This window comes from Paenibacillus sp. S-12 (assembly GCF_030363895.1).
GTDB classification, from domain to species: domain Bacteria; phylum Bacillota; class Bacilli; order Paenibacillales; family Paenibacillaceae; genus Paenibacillus_B; species Paenibacillus_B alvei.
Genome location: NZ_JASIUF010000022.1, coordinates 373300 through 391651, shown reverse-complemented (window position 1 = coordinate 391651; position 18352 = coordinate 373300). Strand labels below are relative to the sequence as shown.

Sequence of the window (18352 nt, the reverse complement as noted above, 5' to 3'; positions counted from 1 at the left end):
GCAAAGAGCATATTTTTGACTATGAATAGATTCTCTATTTTTGGGAACAGCTTCTCGAACTAGAAAGCTTGAATTGGTTGATATAAAGCTGATGCTTTGTAAGTTCGATATATAGAGAATAGTAGGTAAGATGTGTTGTATGAGTCCGTTAAAAAAATTTATAATAAGAATGGACACGATGCCCCTAGAAAGATACGAATCCTCATTCAGCCAGCCATATTCAGGGCTGTCCGATATTAATAGCAAGCCATCTTGCAGACGATAAAGGAATAGATGGGGAAACAAGGGTGAGAAAGTTCGTGCCAATGAGGTACGGGACACGTTATAGGCAGGAGAGAACAGAGACTTATGATGAATGAATTGCAGAATGATTGGTTGCCGCTCATTGCCGCTGGCATCGGTGTATTACTATTGTTGTTACTTATTATTGTTCTTCTCCAGGGTTCACAGATTCGTAAGCTTCGCCGTAAATACGAAGCCATTATGGGAGAAAGCGGTATTGAGAGCTTGGATGTTGTATTGTCCAGCATGCATGAGGATATTGCACATCTGCAAGGCATGACGGAACATCATCATGTTGAAATGGAACAGACCAAAAAAGCTCTGAAAAAAATGAAATCCCACGTCGGCATTCAGCGTTACAACGCCTTTGCAGAGCGCGGGAGTGATCTTAGCTTCTCGATTGCATGGTTAAATGAGGAGCAGGACGGAGTTGTCATTACAAGCATTCACGGACGGGAACATTCTTATGTATATGCGAAGCCCGTTGAGAAGGGACAGTCGACTTATTCTTTGTCTCCTGAGGAGAAAAAAGCAATCGAAATCGCGGAGGCAAAATAAAAATAATGTTCCCGATTACGGACGATAGGATAGGGCAGTCAGCGACTGTTCGATCGTATCTGCGATCACATCGGCCATTCCCATAACTAAATGAAGTCTAGTATTTTGTAATACGAAATATTCCATGAAGCCTCCGACGTTGACAATGCCTGTAATGTGCATATCTCCGATCGGGGGCAGTTGTTTATTTACCCCAGCGCCGGGGCGAACCGGCCCCTCGACGACCTGAACGGATCCTACGCTGCTGCTCTGGCCAAGACACGCATCTACTGCAATAATGAAGGTATGAGGATCGCTCGCTTGCAGTGAATCTATCGTTTCTTGCAAATTCATGGCATGCACGGGTTGATGGAGTGTACCAAGCACTCGAAAGTCTTGCGAACATAATTGTGATAGACGTGTTCCAACAAGCGGTCCAAGGCAATCTCCTGTTGAGCGGTCAGTTCCAATACATATGACTGTCGTCGACTGATTGGGAGCGCGCATTTGCAAATGTTGTTGGCAGGAGTGGATTAAGGAAGATCGTGCGTTAGGTGCATCATAAGCCACTTTACAAGGATGGCATTCATCAGATGTCGGGCGTTTGAACAAAGGAAATGTCATCTCAAGCAGCCTCCGTTTTCTACTAAAGGTTAGTATCTAGTATATGGAAGCGAGAATATTTTTATACTTCGACGAAAATAAGCATCCTATTTTATAATAAGTTTCCTAACACTTATCATATTGATAATGACAGAGGGGGAATGATCATGTTATGGGCCGCAGAGGCAAATAACCCTGAGAACGTTACCGACAATATTGAAGAGACGCTGTCGGTATTCGAGAAGTGGCAGCAAGGAATATGGAACTGGTTGACTGATATGGCAACTTGGGAAATGCTTTTCGTGAAATGCATAAAAATCGTACTGATTATTTTAGTAACGAGAATTGTGATTCGAATCGTTCATCGGATGATTAATCATGCGATTGTGAAACAGGAAAAGTCCCGTATTAACGGGAATCCAAGACGGCTTGTAACCGTAGGCAAGTTGCTCAAGAATATGACGTCGCTAGCGATGAATTTCATCATGATTCTTGTTGTCTTATCGGAATTCAATGTAAATCTGGCGCCGCTCTTAGCGGGTGCGGGGGTTGTCGGCTTAGCAATCGGTTTTGGTGCTCAAAGCTTAGTGAAGGACGTCATGACCGGATTCTTTATTATTTTGGAGGATCATTTTGCAGTAGGGGATGTCATTAAGGTGGGTTCGTTCCAAGGAACGGTTGAGATGATCGGGCTGCGATCGACGCGGATCCATAGCTGGACAGGAGAAGTTCATGTTATCCCGAATGGTAGTATTACAGAGGTAACAAACTATTCACTGAACAATTCAATTGCAGTAGTTGATGTATCCATTGCTTATGAGGAAAATGTAGACAAGGCGATTCAGGTGATGAATCAGACTTTGGAAGGATTGCCTGAACGCAATGAAAATGTAGTGAAGACGCCACAAGTACTCGGTGTCCAAACGCTTGGGCCTTCTGAAGTAACCATTCGCGTGATTGCAGAATGCCGTCCATTCACACAATCGGGAGTTGTTCGCGAGATAAATGCTGAGATGAAGCGGGCGTTAGAGCAGGAAGGCATTGAAATTCCGTATCCACGACTCGTAACGTATCAGCGAACAGAACAAGGGGGGAGTTATTGATGGAACGTAAAGTCTTCGCACTGGGTGATATCGTTCAAATGAAAAAGCCTCATCCTTGCGGCACGAACGAAATGGAAATCATCCGAATGGGTATGGATATCCGCATTAAGTGTGTAGGATGCAAGCATAGTGTACTCGTCCCGCGAGCGAAGTTCGAGAAGAGCATGAAAAAGGTGCTCCGTTCTGCCCAGCCTGACTCAGAGTAAAAAGCAAAATTGTAAAAAATATGTTGCAATAAAGTGAGTAGTATGGTAAGATAACTCTTGCTATGGAAAGGTACCCAAGAGGTCCAAGGGGGCTGACTCGAAATCAGCTAGGCGTCGCAAGGCGTGCGTGGGTTCGAATCCCACCCTTTCCGCCACTTATTGTATAGAACAACTCCGAAGCTGAGGCTTCGGAGTTTTTTTGCATATTAGCTGATTATGCTGCTGTTGCTGCCAAGGAAAATAAAAGAAGGGACTTCGCCTGGCGAAATCCCTTCCTGGTTGACGGTGCTTATTCGACTTCTATCTTCACAATGTTAGATGGCTCAGGTTTCCTATCATATGGAACCGTATAAAGGATTCCATATTACGATAAGTGTGTTACAGACAAATGCTCTACAGCACAACCCCTCGCTTCCCTTATTTCGTAAAGTTAAATGTCTCCACTAGGCTTCTTTGCTCCATTGTTCAACGGAACCCACCTCGCTTCGCACCGTCAGTTGTTATTATGGATTATTATTAAATTTCTATGCGTGACTCGGCATAAAACGTGCAGGTATATGTGTTTATATAAGGGTGTAAAGACATATAGAAAAGGGACTTCGCTTGCGCGAAATCCCTTCCTGGTTGACGGTGCTTAATTGACCTCAATCTTCACAATATTAGATGGCTCAGGCTTCCTACAGCATATGGATACTTATGCAGTAATCCATATTACGATAAGTGTGTTGCAGACAAATGGTCTTTAGCACAACCCCTCGCTTCTCTTATGTCGTAAAGTTAAATGTCTCCACTAGGCTTCTTTGCTCCATTGTTCAACGGAACCCACCTCGCTTCGCACCGTCAGTTGTTATTATGGATCATAATCGCTGTTTTATACGTCGGTACTTTAAAAAAGAGAACGACCATAATCAGTGCGTCAAGGCATGGGATTTCTTTTTCCACTTGCGGTCTTTGTTCGTCGTTTCAGGGAATGTATCTCCCCTTTTCAACTTAATTTGTTTTGGATTTTGAATCTCGGTATGGAAACTTCTTTCACCAACCTCCATATAGATGGCATCATTTGGCGCCTTGTCTCCAGGTTCGAATTCTGTACGCTCACCCATCGTGTAACCTCCTGTATGCTTGTCGTATAGATGCAGAAGCGTAACGAGATCGCTTGCCTCTGTAGTGTGTGCGTGCAGATTCCCAATCATGAATGGAGAAAAGTGTTTGCTCTTGGAAAAAAGAGTTTTTCTTGCATGTCAGGATTCATTTTGGTACACTAGTTTAGTGCGAGTTTTCTCGCTCCTTGCTTCTGACAAGATCAGAGGCCTGAAGTCCATAAGGAGGTGAACGTGAAATGCGCAAATACGAATTGATGTACATCATTCGTCCTGACGTAGAGCAAGAAGCTGTTCAAGCAGCAGTCGAAAAATTCCAAGGCGTTATCTCTAACGGCGGTGGAGAAATTACGAAGCACGATGTGATGGGTAAGCGCCGTCTTGCTTACGAAATCAAGAAGTTCCGCGATGGCGTGTACGTTCTCGTGAACTTTACTGCAGAACCTGCAGTAGTAGCGGAGTTGGATCGTCAACTGAAAATTGCTGACGAAATCATCCGTCATCTTGTCGTTAGCGACGTGGCTTAATAGCCAAAACAATCGTAAATTCGTAAAGGATACGTCGAAGGAGGGGATAGCATGTTGAATCGCGTGATATTGATAGGACGTCTTACACGGGACCCAGAATTGCGCTACACTTCATCTGGAGTGGCAGTGACACAGTTTACGTTAGCGGTTGATCGACCGTTCTCGAGTCAAGGAGGGGAACGTGAAGCGGACTTTATTCCAGTCGTTACTTGGCGGCAGTTGGCGGAAACATGTGCAAATTATTTGCGCAAGGGTCGGCTTACAGCAGTAGAAGGACGCATTCAAGTGCGCAACTATGACAATAACGAAGGTAAGCGTGTATACGTGACTGAAATTATTGCAGATAATGTGCGTTTCTTGGAATCGAACCGTGACAACGGGGGAACACGTGATGATATGGGCAGTAATTACGGTGCACCAGCGCCGCAGTACAATGCTCCAGCACGTGGTGGGAATTCCAATTCTCGCGGACAAGCAGCGGCGGATCCTTTCTCTGATGACGGCAGACCTATCGACATTTCCGATGATGATTTGCCATTCTAAAACGGAAAGGACTGAATTGAATGAGCTTCAAGCAAAATGAAGGCGGCGAAGGCCGTAAATTCGGTGGCCGTAGAGGCCGTAACAAGCGCCGTAAAGTGTGCTTCTTCACAGTGAATAAAATCACTCACATTGATTATAAAGACATCGACCTGTTGAAGAAATTCATCAGCGAGCGCGGCAAAATCTTGCCACGCCGTGTAACAGGTACAAGCGCGAAGTACCAACGTGCTTTGACGATCGCTGTTAAACGCGCTCGCCAAGTAGCATTGCTTCCATACACTACAGAGTAATGCAGGTACAAAAAAGACAGCTGATATTAATCAGCTGTCTTTTTTCATTATATAAAGGTAAAACGGGAATATATTTTCAGCTTTTTGCCTGATCATACATTAACTACGCATGCTTTATCTTATTATCATTACATCCTTATCTCCTTTTACCTAGCGGAGGAGAATCACCGCCTTATGTCCAGTTCCATTTCCGTCTTGGGGCTGATTTTTCCGGATTTTTTGGATGGTACAATAGCTAGTAATGACGTAAGAAAATGGGTGCGGGGGGTAATGCAATGAGATGGCATGAACGTTTCAGTAAGCGCTGGCATGGACAAGAAATCGACTATCAATGGCCGTCCCCGCAGGTTCCGATTATTAGCATTCGAAGCAGCGGCGCCAGTCGAGTGGGCCGACACAGCAAAGTTGCAATTGGTCTTATTGCAATCGGAGATATCGCCATCGGACTAATTGCTGGGGGGATGATTAGTGTCGGCGTGCTCGCTTTTGGCGCTATTTCCTTGGGACTGCTGGCAGCAGCTGGGGCCATTGCATTTAGTGATTGCTTTTCGGTAGGGGCGATTGCCGTAAGTGACTGGCTGTCCATTGGGGCGATTGCGATAAGCAGCATGTTATCCATTGGAGCTATCGCTATGAGCCATTTGGCGTTAGGGGTCATCGCGATGGGTCAATATGCGTATGGAATCATTGCGATTGGCAATCACGGATTCGGACTTATTCCTTTAACCTTGGATGTCATACGCTGGGTGAGAAGCTGGTTCGGCTAATCGGATATTTTGTCATATTTTGTGCGAAATCCGCCCATTTTTGGGCGGTTTTTTGGTACTTTTGTCAAATTAGTGATCTGGATCATGAAATCTGTATTTTCCTTTTTGATCGTTTGCATGTAAAATAAAAATATTGTTTCATGCATAATCATCAAAGAAACATACCAAAGAGGGTTCGGATTACCGGTCGTAACATACAGATAAAAACGACCGTGCATGCTCATCCTATATCTGATACAGCTTTCCCCCACAGGGAGAATCGCATACTCCTTTCATGGGTTGAGAAGCTGTGGAAGTGATGAATGTGAGCACGGCAATTTCAATGCAATGAGAACACTCTAGGCATTCTAGGGGAATAGGAAATGCGGGTATAGGAAATTCGTGTCGTTGGCAAATGGGGCGGGTATCCTTGTGAAAGACGAAGCGGATGCGATGTGCTGCCAATTTGGAAATACAGGGGACCGAAGCCCTATACACATGAGGAATTTGGAATACTGTATGCGTGTCAGGCGATCATGGATGAACACAGGTGGCTTTGTTACGCAACATTTTGTTTTCCATTAGGGGAATGTGGATAGTGTCATTGAGCTTGAGAAGTTACTGTCCTAGTGGACAAAAAATACTTCTCGAGTTAATGAAGTGAGAAGTGTCGGTTGAATTGGGATTGGATTGAATGCATCACATAAAGGAAGAAGAGGATCTGGAATGAAAAAATATAAAAAATGGGGAATCGCACTTGCCATTATTGCGATTGTCGGCATAAGCGGATTTATTTTCCGCAAGCAGCTCGCGGTTCTGGCTTTCGATATGTTCTTATCCGGACATGTTGAAGAGACGCTTGATAAGTCATATAAGCCAATTGAAGGCAAAGAAGAAGTTATTCGCAAAGTAACGGAGCCATTCTCGGTACTACTGCTGGGGGTCGACCAGCGAGGCAAGGAAATTGGACGTTCTGATACGATTATATATTCTGTAGTTCGACCACAAGATAATAAGGTGCTGTTGTTGTCGATTCCGCGTGATACGTACACGGAAATCATCGGCAAGGGATTCGAAACGAAGCTCAATCACGCTTATGCCTACGGCGGTGCGAAGATGAGCATGGAGTCAGTAGATAATCTGCTTAAGCATAAGGTTGACCATTATGCAACGATTAACTTCGAGGGATTAAAGGATGTTGTCAATGCATTAGACGGTGTGAAGCTGCCGATTACGAAGCCGATTGTCAACAAGGATCCAGACCACGAGAAGTTCCGGATTGAGCCGAACAAGCCAATTTATGATGGTCAAGAAGCATTGTACTTCGTACGCTACCGTGAAGATTCAGATATGAACCGTACGATGCGCCATCGAATCTTCTTGAATGCCGTTATGCAGCGTACCATTGAAATGGACAAAATCGGACGCATTCCAGAGCTTATTGAAATTATGGGTGAGAATTTTACAACGGATATGCGACCAAAGTATATGATTGATTTGGCCAAGACAATGTTCACGAATGACGGAATACCAAGCATTAGCAGCTATATGCTGCACGGCGATGGCAAGATGATCGGCAATGGCTGGTACTATATGGTGAAGGACGAGGATCTGGATTATATCAAGTCCTTGCTGGATAACTGGCTGGATCCAAAAACAACCAAAGAGAATTTGATGGAACCACGTGAAGTAAAAGAAGATTAAAGAACGGAACGCAGTGGAATAAAAGCAAAAAGTCAGTCGTATTTTTTACGGCTGGCTTTTTGTTTTTGTATGCCTAAATGTGTTAATTTAGTGTTAAGGAGTTACAGCGATCATCTCGCTGGAGTCGTTGAGGAGGAGACCAAACGGATGAACATTGCTTTTTTCTTAACACCGAAACATGAGGTTGTCAGTCTAACACTGAACACAACATTGAGACAAACACTAGAACGTATGGAATTTCATCGGTATACGGCCGTTCCCATTTTGAACGATGATGGGGAATATGTCGGGACGGTTACTGAAGGGGATTTATTGTGGCACATGAAAAACTCAAATGGCGCAATTACGTTTGAGAACGCTTCAAAATTCATGCTGAAAGATGTATCGCTGAATATGCACAATAAATCTGTTCGGATTGACTCCAACATGGGGGACTTAATCAACTTAGCCAAAGTCCAAAACTTTGTCCCCGTAGTGGACGACATGAACCGCTTCATTGGCATTGTAAGGCGGAGTCAAATTATAGAATATTGCGAGCAGTTCGCTACCAAAGCTATGGACGTGCGGTAAATATGGTATAATGGAAAATGACGCCCTTTCCATAATTATGGAAGATAAAGGGGTATACCCGTACGGTAAGCGGGCTCTGAATAACATTCAGGGGAAAAAGATTGAATGCGCAAGAGGTGAACGAATTGAAAAACCGCTGGTCATCGTCGTTATTATGGGCGATTGTAGCGCTCGTATTGTTATTATCCATATTGCAGCCGATACAGGTGTTGACGATGAGTTTTATGGCGGTTCCATTTGTGATGCTGTACGCAACACAGTCTAGGCAGGGGTTCGCACTCATCACAGCTGCCGTACTTGCCATTGTATATGTATTGATGGGCAAAGCGGGCATTTATGTAGCTGTTTCTGCCTTGTATTTTATTATTCCGGGCATTGTCATTGGACAAATGTTTAAAGGCAGGAAACCAGCACTTTCTGTATTTGTTGCAGGTACCGTGACATTTCTTATCGAGTCCCTTGTCCTCTTTGTCGTTGCGAAGTGGGTTCTGGACTTCAATGTGTATGAATTCGTAATTGAAATGCTGAACTACGGGATGGTGGGTGTAGAACAGTCCGCGTTATTCCCGACACAAGTGACGGCGGAAATGAAGCAGCAATTCGCGCTTCTCATGAGTAAGATGGTTCCATTCATGATGATTGTGAGCGCGCTGTATATGGGAACAATTACGTATGCCATCAGCCGCAGATTGCTAACTGCGCAAGGGCATGATGTTCAAAAAATGAAGCCAGTACACCAATGGATGCTTCCCAAGTCCCTAGTAGTATACTATTTCATCGTTGTGATTCTCGACTTTGTTGGCCCGAAATCAACGGACAGCTTTCTAACGATGATTTTATTGAATTTGGCACCACTTTTGCAGTTGGCATTCGTGGTGCAGGGAATTGCTTTCCTTTTCTTCTTTGCACATATGAGGAAATGGGGCAAGGTGCTGCCGATTGTCATTACAATAGCTGCATTGTTCATTCCGCTGCTCTATTCACTACTTCGAATCGTAGGATTGGTGGATCTCGTACTTCCTCTGCGGAAGTTCATGTCCAAACCAAAAGTATAGGGTGAGAAGGCATGCCTAAACTATTGTTTCAACGTTGGTATACGAAACATACAAGCTGGACATTCGTTGTACTGATCGCCATGAGCCTGGTGCTCACCTGGTTCAATTGGGGAGTAGGCGTATTGGCATGGCTCTGTATTGCAGCGCTCGCAGTTGCATCGTTCACGGCAGAGCGCAAATTCCGGGAAGAGACGGAGTCGTATTTATCGACGCTTGGATTGCGGGTAAAACGGGCTGGGGAAGAGGCAATCGTTGATCTGCCGTATGGTATCCTCCTATATCGTGAAGATCGTGTCATTGAGTGGCATAACCCTTATGTCTCTCAATTAACCGGTCAGGATGGGCTAGTCGGCGAGGAATTGACAGACATCTTTCCGCAGCTTCATATGGGAAAAGAGAAGGATCGTTCCGCAGAGTTGTTCATCGGCGGGCGAATCGTACATGCAGATATTGTTCCAGAGGAGCGGGTTGTTTACTTCACGGACATTACTGACTTGTGGAGCCTGCGCAAGCGTTATGACGAGGAGCGTATTGCGGTCGGCGTTGTCGTAATGGATAACTTGGAGGAGTCCACACAAGGACTGGACGATCAGCAGCGAGCGGCTCTGCTCGCCCGAGTGAACGGTCAAATTACGTCATGGGCAGGTGAGCATGGCGTGCTGATGAAGCGTCTATCCTCTGATCGCCATTTTATGATCATGGATGTGCAGACGCTCAAGGCGCTGGAACAGACGAGATTTGTCATACTTGATGAGGTTCGGGAAACGACGCTGGACAACAAGCTCCCAGTGACGCTGAGTATGGGAATAGCAGCAGGTGCTGACAGCATTCCAGAGCTTGGGCAGCTTTCCCAATCTAGCTTGGATATCGCATTGGGCCGTGGAGGAGATCAGGTGGCGGTTCGTATGGGCCAGCGTCTATCGTTCTACGGTGGTAAGTCGAATGCGGTGGAAAAGCGGACACGCGTCCGTGCCCGTGTTATTGCTCATGCACTTCGGGACTTCATTAAGCAGAGCGATGCTGTTTTCATTATGGGACACAAAAATCCAGATACGGATTCGATTGGATCATCGATTGGAGTGCTGAACGCATGTCGCATGCTTGGGGTTGAAGCCTATATTGTGCTGGAAGAGAGCAATCCGTCGATTGATCGTCTAGTTGATTATTTGAAGAAGGACGAAATTCTATGGTCGAGGTTTATTTCTCGAGCGGAAGCTATAGAAATGATTACGGAAGCTAGTCTCTTGGTTGTATGTGACACGCACAAAGCTTCTATGGTGGAAGAGCCGCGCTTGCTTCAATCGGATCGGATTGTCATCATTGATCATCATCGCCGAGGTGAAGAGTTTATAAATGACGCGGTTCTCGTTTATTTGGAGCCGTACGCGTCATCTACGGCAGAGCTTGTTACTGAGCTGCTGCAATATATCCATAATCGAATTAATCTGAGCATGCTGGAGGCAACGGCGTTGTTGGCGGGGATCACTGTGGATACGAAATATTTCACGCTGCGAACAGGCTCGCGCACATTCGATGCAGCAAGCTTCCTGCGCAGACAGGGAGCGGATCCACTGCTCATCCAGCGAATTTTGAAGGAAGATCTGGATGAGTATATTCAGAAGGCGGAAGTTATCCGCCATGCACAGATGCTTTATGGGCATATTGCGGTTGCGGTTACAGAACCGGGACGAAAATTTTCTCAGTTGCTCATTGCACAGGTAGCTGATACGCTATTAAATATGACCGATGTTCTCGCTTCGTTCGTAATCAGCGAGCGACATGACGGACTCATCGGGATTAGCGCGCGCTCGTTGGGCCAGATGAATGTGCAGGTTGTTATGGAACAGCTGGGCGGCGGTGGTCATTTAACCAATGCCGCGGCACAATTGCAAGGTACGCTGGTTGAGGCAGAAGCGAAGCTAAAGCGCGTGCTGGAAGAAATCGACGCAGAAGAGGGGTTGTTCGAATGAAAGTCATCTTGTTGCAGGATGTAAAAGGACAAGGCAAGAAAGGACAAGTCAAAGAGGTTTCCGAAGGGTACGCTCAAAATTTCCTTATCAAGCAGGGACTGGCTCGTCCGGCGACGGACGGCAATCTGAAGACCCTGGATCAACAGAAGAAGTCTGAAGAGAAGCGTAAGGAACAAGAAAAGATCGATGCGGAAGTGCTTGCAGAGAAGCTGGGTGAAACAACGGTTGAACTAAAGGCAAAGGCTGGTGAGGGCGGTCGTCTGTTCGGCGCAATCACATCAAAGCAAATTGCCGAAGCTCTTGCAGGCATGAAGATCAAAATAGATAAGCGTAAAATCGAACTGCATGACCCGATTCGTACGCTTGGATTTACGAATGTAGCCGTGAAGCTGCATCCTGAAGTCAAGGCGACGATGAAGGTGCACGTAACGGAGGAATAGAATGAATGAGATGTATGTCGATCGTGTTCCGCCGCAGAACCTAGAGGCTGAGCAAGCCGTTCTCGGTGCGATATTGCTGCAGTCCGAGGCGTTGATTACATCGATGGAACGGATTCAGTCCGAGGACTTCTATAATCCGGCCCATCAGATGATCTATGAGGCCATGATCGAGCTGGGGGAAGACAACCAGCCGATTGACCTCGTGACGCTTACGGCAAAGCTGAAGGATAAGCAGCAGTTGGAAGACGTCGGCAGCGTGTCCTATTTGACGAAGCTGGCCAATGCGGTGCCGACTGCAGCCAACGTTGATTATTACGCGCAAATTATTGAAGAAAAATCAATGATGCGACGTCTCATCCGAACCGCCACTCAAATCGCTAGTGAAGGATATACAGGCGGTGAGGATGTCTCTGGACTGCTTAGCGATGCGGAACGACGTATCTTGGAAATTTCGAACCGCCGCTCTTCGAGCGGCTTTATCGCGATTAAAGATGTGTTGATGGAAGTCTATGATAAAGTAGAAACGCTAAGCCAGCAAACAGGCGGCGGAACGACAGGAATCCCGTCAGGCTTCCCAGATTTGGATAAGATGACGTCAGGCTTCCAGCGCAGTGACCTTGTCATTGTGGCGGCCCGCCCTTCTGTCGGCAAGACAGCCTTCGCTTTGAATGTTGCCCAGAATGTTGGGGTTCGCGCGAAGGAGACGGTAGCCATTTTCAGTCTCGAGATGTCTGCGGCACAGCTTGTTCAGCGTATGGTCTGTGCCGAGTCCAATGTCGATGCAGGACGGCTCCGTACAGGGGCGCTTGAGGATGACGATTGGGAGAAGCTGACGATGTCCATCGCAGCCTTGTCCGAGGCAGAGGTCTACATTGATGATACGCCGGGAATTACGGTAGCGGATATTCGTGCTAAGTGCAGACGCCTTAAGAAAGAACGCGGTCTCGGCATGATTCTTATCGATTACTTGCAGCTGATTCAAGGACGCGGTAAGCCTGGCGAGAACCGCCAGCAGGAAGTATCTGAGATTTCCCGTACCTTGAAGCAGATTGCGCGTGAGCTAGAAGTTCCCGTTATTGCCTTGTCCCAGCTTAGCCGGGGCGTAGAGCAGCGGCAGGATAAGCGTCCGATGATGTCCGACCTTCGGGAATCGGGTTCCATCGAGCAGGATGCCGATATCGTAGCCTTCCTGTACCGTGATGATTACTACAATCAGGATACGGAGAAAAAAAATATTATTGAAATTATTATTGCCAAGCAGCGGAATGGCCCAGTAGGGACGGTGGAGTTGGTGTTTTTGAAGAACTTCAACAAATTCGTCAGCTACGAAAGGAATCATCAGGACGCTCCTGCGGGATAATAAGCGTAAAAGAAAGCGAACGTTGTTTTCCGAACATTTGGTTAAGGTCGGATATCAACGTTCGCTTTTCGTTGACTTTGCACTATTTGACTGATAAACTAGGTATGCTGCTTGGAGCGAACGCTTGAAAGAGCAGTGAATAACGGTGTGTAAACACCCGACGGGGGTATGAAAATGTCTACAGTAGTCGTCGTAGGAACCCAATGGGGAGACGAGGGAAAAGGGAAAATCACTGATTTCCTCGCCGAAAGCGCCGACGTGGTTGCGCGTTATCAAGGTGGTAACAATGCGGGACACACGATTTTGATTGATAACAAGAAATATAAGCTGAGCCTGATTCCATCCGGCATATTCTACACAGACAAAATTTGTGTAATCGGTAATGGTATGGTCATCAATCCAAAGGCACTAATCCAAGAAATTGAATATATTCACGAAAATGGCTTCTCTACCGATAATCTTCGCATCAGTGATCGTGCGCATGTCATCATGCCGTATCATATGGTGCTGGACGGCTTGGAAGAAGAGCGAAAAGGCCCGAACAAGATCGGGACGACCCGCAAAGGGATCGGCCCTTGTTATATGGATAAAGCAGCTCGGAACGGTATTCGTATTGTCGACTTGCTCGACAAGGATGTATTTGAGAAGAAATTCCGCCACTTGGCAAATGAGAAGAACGAGTTAATCAGAATGTACGGCGGCGAAGAGCTGGATATCGAAGCTACGCTGCAGGAATACTACGAATACGCAGAGTTCATTCGCAAGTATGTGGTTGATACTTCGGTTGTGCTTAATGATGCAATCGATGGCGGCAAGAAGGTATTGTTCGAAGGTGCGCAGGGCGTTATGCTCGATATCGACCAAGGTACTTATCCGTTCGTTACTTCTTCGAACCCAACAGCTGGCGGTGTCTGCATCGGTTCCGGTGTCGGCCCGTCCAAAATTGAAGAGGTTATCGGTGTAGCGAAGGCTTATACAACTCGTGTAGGCGACGGCCCATTCCCTACAGAGCTGAACAATGAAACAGGCGACTTCATCCGTGAAGCAGGCCATGAGTACGGTACAGTTACGGGCCGTGCGCGTCGCGTTGGTTGGTTTGACAGTGTTGTCGTACGTCATGCTCGCCGCGTAAGTGGGATTACAGGCTTGTCCCTGAACTCGCTAGACGTCTTGACCGGATTGGAAACTGTAAAGATCTGTACCGCTTATAAATGTGGAGATGAAATTATCGAACACTACCCAGCAAGCCTTGATATGCTTGCGAAGTGTGAGGCGATTTATGAAGAAATGCCAGGCTGGTCGGAAGATATCACAGGTTGCAAAACGCTTGATGAACTGCCTGAATCAACTCGCAACTATGTGAAGCGCGTATCGGAGCTCACAGGCATTCCGATCTCGATTTTCTCCGTTGGCCGCAACCGCGAGCAAACGAATCAAGTGCGTCCTATCTACCGTTAATTGCAAGCATGATATTGAAACGGAAACAAACGGCTTTTCCTTTGGGAGTAGCCGTTTTTTTTGTGCATATTTGGGCATACTAAGAAGTAAATGACTGTGAGCCGGTAAAGAGCCCAAATGCGAGATAGGGGAAAAAGAGTCGGGTTAGTGCTTCTATTTCTCTTAATACGCGTCTAGGAACGATGGAGGCATAGCGCCTGCCGCGTGGGACTAGGGCTGGCTAGGAGGTAGTATAGATGCGCTTAGTATGGCGTGTAATGCGAGTGGCAATGACAATATTAGTAGTTGGCATATTATCTAGCTTATTAACGATAGGGACAACAGCGATCGTAGTGGATCGATATATTCAAACTGCTCTGGATAAATTCCAGATTCCAGTAGAGCGGAAGCCTTTAACGTTAACCTCTATGTGGGGCGTGCTACTCGGTTCTGATACCCAAACAGCTAGTATTCAGAATAATATTCCGATAGGGAAGAGTCAGGGAGGCACGCTCAACAATAGTAGCGGTATGAACGAGCGTACGGACAATAACGGGCAGCAAGCGACCCAAAAAGGGCAGGGATCGAAGGAGGAGGATCACGGAACGTCCATTCCTTCGACTGATAAAACGAATGAAGGCGAGAGCGGCTCACATATGGCGCCTGATGGTTCTTTGCCGGTAATGGGAGGTATATCATCCGGTCAGGAATCAAAGGGACGAGAAGCGATTATAGTTCCGCCTGAATCGATATCGAAGAGCAAGGAAGAGTTGTCGAAGGAGAAGAAGGATCAAATTTTTGCGACCTTAATGAAGAAACTGCCTCAGGAGGATTGGCAGCGCATCTCCACATTGATGGAAGGCGGACTGACGTCCAGTGAGGTTATCGAGGTGGAGCAGATTCTGGCGAAGCATCTGAATGATGAGGAATATAAAGAGATGCGGGAATGGATGGTTGGAGAATCGAAGACAACGGATACAGCAAATACAGCAAATACGAAAGAGAGCAAAAACGAGGGAACAGGAACTCCGTAATCTTTATACGATGGAAAAAACCATGTAGGACAGCTATTGGTACGTTTTGAATAAACAGGGCAAATAGAGAAAATAATAAGCGCGGAATTGGCCATCTTTTCTTCGATGAGCACAATTCCGCGTTTTTGTGTGCAAAAGTAAGGGGTATCGAGGTGAGGAACGTCTATAAAGCGACGAATTCGGTCAAGTTGCAATGTACTTTCGACCTATGGTACATTAAAAAATGATGACAAAACATTAATTTTTTGTAACTTTTCAACTTTTCATAGAAAAAATCAAACTACGTATGAGAATATAGGCACTGTATTCGTAAAGGAGACCATCATGGAACGTTTCAACGGAAATCGTCGGGATGAGGATGAACAAATGGATAGCCGCAACCGATGGCAACAATGGACGGCTGCATGGCGGGAACGGTTAGCGATGAATCCTGCAACCCGATGGATGACAAAGGGAAAAAGAACAATTATTTTTGCAACTAGCGGCATGGCATTGGTCGCATCTGCGATATGGGGCGGCATTACATATGTAAAGGCTAATACGATAACTTTTTATCATGTATATCATCAGGATGAGCTATTGGGCACTGTGTCCAATCTTGGTGAAATAGAGCGCTTCTATACTGAGCGTTTGCAAAAAGAGCAGGCTAAATATCCGAATGCTCACATGAAGTTGAATCGGGAAGGGATCCGAACGATTGAGGATTCCGGCTTCAAGGCAGAGCCAACGACGTCAGCAACGCTCGACAAGCTCGATCAATTGACTACTGCTTATGCAGAAGGTGTGGAGCTGAATATCAATGGTAAGGCGATCGGCTATGTCAATGATGAGGCAACGGCTGATAAAGTATTGAAGCAAGTAAAGGCGAAGTATACGCCTTCGGCATCTAAAAAGGGCAATGCGAAGGAAGTTCGTGTACTGGCTGCGCCTATGCGCTCAGAAAAGGCAACGAAGGCGGTATCACGCCTTGAATCCGTCAGCTTCCGCGAGCGTGTCAGCACGGAAAATGCCAATATTAGCCCTAAGCAACTGTTAACACCAGAAGAGGCAATTAGCAAGCTGACGACAGGTCTTACGAATAAGCTCCAATATATTGTAAGGGATGGAGATACCGTCTCTTCAATTGCAAACAAGATGAATGTGTCGATGGAGGCAATTTATCGCAATAATCCAGAAATCGGTGAAGAACGATTGAAGGAGGGGCAAGTACTTAACTTAACAGATTCGAAGCCGCTTATTACCGTGAAGACGGTTGAGGCGTATAGCGAATATTTAGTTACTGAGCCACAAAAAGTGATCAAGGAAGACCCAAATATGCGTTCTGGCGAGTCGAAGGTTGTCCGTAAGGGCAAGCAGGGACTCAAGCGCATGTCTTATCGTCTGGTGAAAGACAACGGCAAGCTGTCCCACGAGGAGTGGCTTGAGCAAGAGGTTGTTGAGCCAGCCATTCCGGAAATTGTCGTTCGCGGCACGAAAATCGTGCGCGGTGAAGGGACAGGCTCCTTTGACTGGCCAGTGAACAGTGCAACCTTGACGAGCGGATTCGGCAAGCGCTGGGGGCGTATGCACAAGGGCATCGACATGGTATCCTCTGATCGTTCTATTATGGCCGCCGATGAAGGCGTTGTGCTGTTCGCGGGCGTGAAGAACGGATATGGCAACTGCATTATTGTCAATCATCGCAATGGCTACAAAACGTTGTACGGCCATCTTAGCAAGATTAATATCAACGTAGGCGATATTGTTGAGAAGGGCCAAGATATCGGTGTCATGGGAAATACGGGAGACTCAACCGGTACGCATCTGCATTTTGAGATTATCAAAAATGACGAGGTTCAAAACCCTCTAAAATATTTATAAACACAAGCTAGACGGGACGAATCGGATGTCCCGTCTTTTTTGTAGCTTAACTGCCGTGTTATGCCGTCCCCTCCAACGTTTGGGTTCGGGATGTAGAGACAATTATGGTAAAATAGAGTGACATATGGACTAGCTGCATACAGATCGGAATATTGTGAATTCATAGTATGTAATTGGAAATGTGAAGGCAGAGGGAGAGGTGTGGATTCGTGTACGGCAAAATACTCGTTGTAGATGATGAACAACCGATTGCAGATATTTTAAAATTTAATTTGGAAAAGGAAGGCTATGAGGTAATTTGCGCCTTTGACGGGGGAGCTGCTGTTGAATTGGCCTTATCGGAGAAGCCGGATCTGATGCTTCTTGATTTGATGCTGCCCGTGAAGGACGGAATGGACGTGTGCCGCGAGGTGCGTCAACATTTGCATATGCCTATCATTATGCTGACAGCAAAGGACACGGAGCTGGATAAGGTGCTCGGTCTTGAAATGGGTGCGGATGACTATGTAACGAAGCCCTTCAGTACGAGAGAGCTGCTGGCTCGGGTAAAGGCGCATTTGCGGCGTCAAAACAAGGTTTCGACTCCGACCCAAGAAGAGGACGCCGAGGCGCTATTGGCTGAAAAGCAGGGTATCAAGCTTCACGAGCTGCTTATTGATACGGATATGTATGTGGTATATAAGAACGGCGCAATGCTTGATTTAACTCATCGGGAGTATGAACTGCTGTTCTATTTAGTGCGCAACGCAGGCAAGGTCATGACACGCGAGCATTTGCTGCAGGCCGTATGGGGCTATGAGTATTTCGGAGATGTGCGTACAGTGGATGTGACGATAAGGCGATTGCGCGAAAAGATTGAGGACGATCCAAGTAAGCCGGAATATATCATCACTCGGCGTGGATTGGGCTATATGATGCGCAATCCGCGGAGCGGAGGCTTCTAGTGAAGCGGGGAATAGGCCGGTTTTTTCGTACGATCCAAGCA

General features: G+C 46.4%; 19 protein-coding genes and 1 tRNA gene. 18 read left to right on the top strand and 2 right to left on the bottom strand.

Annotated features, from left to right (window positions below; translation table 11 throughout):
* Positions 1–348: 348 nt before the first annotated feature.
* Positions 349–840, top strand: a complete 492-nt coding sequence (locus tag NO352_RS21785; protein ID WP_005545440.1) for a DUF4446 family protein — start codon at positions 349–351, stop codon at positions 838–840.
* A gap of 15 nt (positions 841–855) precedes the next feature.
* Here the strand turns inward: NO352_RS21785 and yyaC are convergent, their stop codons facing one another.
* On the bottom strand, positions 856–1443 hold the full coding sequence (yyaC, locus tag NO352_RS21780; RefSeq protein ID WP_005545438.1) for a spore protease YyaC: 588 nt from the start codon (positions 1441–1443) through the stop codon (positions 856–858).
* A 146-nt stretch (positions 1444–1589) separates the two neighbouring features.
* On the opposite strand from yyaC, the gene NO352_RS21775 reads away from it, so the two are divergent.
* The 3 genes from NO352_RS21775 to NO352_RS21765 all read left to right on the top strand — a co-directional run bounded on the left by NO352_RS21775 (position 1590) and on the right by NO352_RS21765 (position 2886).
* On the top strand, positions 1590–2525 hold the full coding sequence (locus NO352_RS21775; RefSeq protein ID WP_268622913.1) for a mechanosensitive ion channel family protein: 936 nt from the start codon (positions 1590–1592) through the stop codon (positions 2523–2525).
* Positions 2525–2731 (top strand): DUF951 domain-containing protein, encoded by a 207-nt coding sequence (locus NO352_RS21770; protein WP_005545435.1) that lies wholly within the window; start codon positions 2525–2527, stop codon positions 2729–2731. The genes NO352_RS21775 and NO352_RS21770 overlap by 1 nt, the downstream gene beginning before the upstream one ends.
* Positions 2732–2795: 64 nt before the next feature.
* A tRNA-Ser gene (locus tag NO352_RS21765) sits at positions 2796–2886 on the top strand.
* Between the two features lie 753 nt (positions 2887–3639).
* On the opposite strand, the gene NO352_RS21760 is transcribed toward NO352_RS21765, so the two are convergent.
* A complete protein-coding gene (locus NO352_RS21760) occupies positions 3640–3834 on the bottom strand; it encodes a YjzC family protein (protein ID WP_005545433.1) in 195 nt (64 codons plus the stop codon).
* A gap of 236 nt (positions 3835–4070) precedes the next feature.
* On the opposite strand from NO352_RS21760, the gene rpsF reads away from it, so the two are divergent.
* The 14 genes from rpsF to yycF all read left to right on the top strand — a co-directional run bounded on the left by rpsF (position 4071) and on the right by yycF (position 18311).
* On the top strand, positions 4071–4358 hold the full coding sequence (gene rpsF / locus NO352_RS21755; RefSeq protein WP_005545431.1) for a 30S ribosomal protein S6: 288 nt from the start codon (positions 4071–4073) through the stop codon (positions 4356–4358).
* 51 nt (positions 4359–4409) lie between these two features.
* Positions 4410–4901, top strand: coding sequence for a single-stranded DNA-binding protein (gene ssb / locus NO352_RS21750; RefSeq protein ID WP_005545428.1), 492 nt, complete (start codon positions 4410–4412; stop codon positions 4899–4901).
* A gap of 20 nt (positions 4902–4921) precedes the next feature.
* A complete protein-coding gene (gene rpsR / locus NO352_RS21745; protein WP_005545426.1) occupies positions 4922–5191 on the top strand; it encodes a 30S ribosomal protein S18 in 270 nt (89 codons plus the stop codon).
* Between the two features lie 275 nt (positions 5192–5466).
* On the top strand, positions 5467–5958 hold the full coding sequence (locus NO352_RS21740; protein ID WP_005545423.1) for a hypothetical protein: 492 nt from the start codon (positions 5467–5469) through the stop codon (positions 5956–5958).
* A 705-nt stretch (positions 5959–6663) separates the two neighbouring features.
* Positions 6664–7641: an LCP family protein gene (locus NO352_RS21735; protein ID WP_005545420.1), complete on the top strand. Its 978-nt coding sequence runs from the start codon at positions 6664–6666 to the stop codon at positions 7639–7641.
* A gap of 147 nt (positions 7642–7788) precedes the next feature.
* Positions 7789–8211 carry a CBS domain-containing protein gene (locus tag NO352_RS21730; RefSeq protein WP_005545418.1) on the top strand — a complete coding sequence of 141 codons (423 nt, stop codon included), beginning with the start codon at positions 7789–7791 and terminating at the stop codon, positions 8209–8211.
* A 101-nt stretch (positions 8212–8312) separates the two neighbouring features.
* Positions 8313–9266 carry a DUF2232 domain-containing protein gene (locus NO352_RS21725; RefSeq protein ID WP_238555788.1) on the top strand — a complete coding sequence of 318 codons (954 nt, stop codon included), beginning with the start codon at positions 8313–8315 and terminating at the stop codon, positions 9264–9266.
* Between the two features lie 11 nt (positions 9267–9277).
* The gene (locus tag NO352_RS21720) at positions 9278–11236 is read left to right on the top strand and encodes a DHH family phosphoesterase (protein ID WP_268622911.1); all 1959 of its coding nucleotides are present in this window, start codon (positions 9278–9280) and stop codon (positions 11234–11236) included.
* Positions 11233–11676 carry a 50S ribosomal protein L9 gene (gene rplI / locus NO352_RS21715; RefSeq protein WP_005545414.1) on the top strand — a complete coding sequence of 148 codons (444 nt, stop codon included), beginning with the start codon at positions 11233–11235 and terminating at the stop codon, positions 11674–11676. The genes NO352_RS21720 and rplI overlap by 4 nt, the downstream gene beginning before the upstream one ends.
* A gap of 1 nt (position 11677) precedes the next feature.
* Complete coding sequence (gene dnaB / locus NO352_RS21710) at positions 11678–13036, top strand: replicative DNA helicase (RefSeq protein WP_163979204.1); 1359 nt, start codon at positions 11678–11680, stop codon at positions 13034–13036.
* A 174-nt stretch (positions 13037–13210) separates the two neighbouring features.
* The gene (locus NO352_RS21705; protein ID WP_005545412.1) at positions 13211–14494 is read left to right on the top strand and encodes an adenylosuccinate synthase; all 1284 of its coding nucleotides are present in this window, start codon (positions 13211–13213) and stop codon (positions 14492–14494) included.
* A gap of 236 nt (positions 14495–14730) precedes the next feature.
* Positions 14731–15507 carry a spore coat protein gene (locus NO352_RS21700; protein ID WP_289356757.1) on the top strand — a complete coding sequence of 259 codons (777 nt, stop codon included), beginning with the start codon at positions 14731–14733 and terminating at the stop codon, positions 15505–15507.
* 324 nt (positions 15508–15831) lie between these two features.
* Complete coding sequence (locus NO352_RS21695) at positions 15832–17367, top strand: peptidoglycan DD-metalloendopeptidase family protein (RefSeq protein ID WP_289356756.1); 1536 nt, start codon at positions 15832–15834, stop codon at positions 17365–17367.
* A gap of 209 nt (positions 17368–17576) precedes the next feature.
* Complete coding sequence (yycF, locus tag NO352_RS21690; protein ID WP_268599174.1) at positions 17577–18311, top strand: response regulator YycF; 735 nt, start codon at positions 17577–17579, stop codon at positions 18309–18311.
* Positions 18312–18352 lie beyond the last annotated feature (41 nt).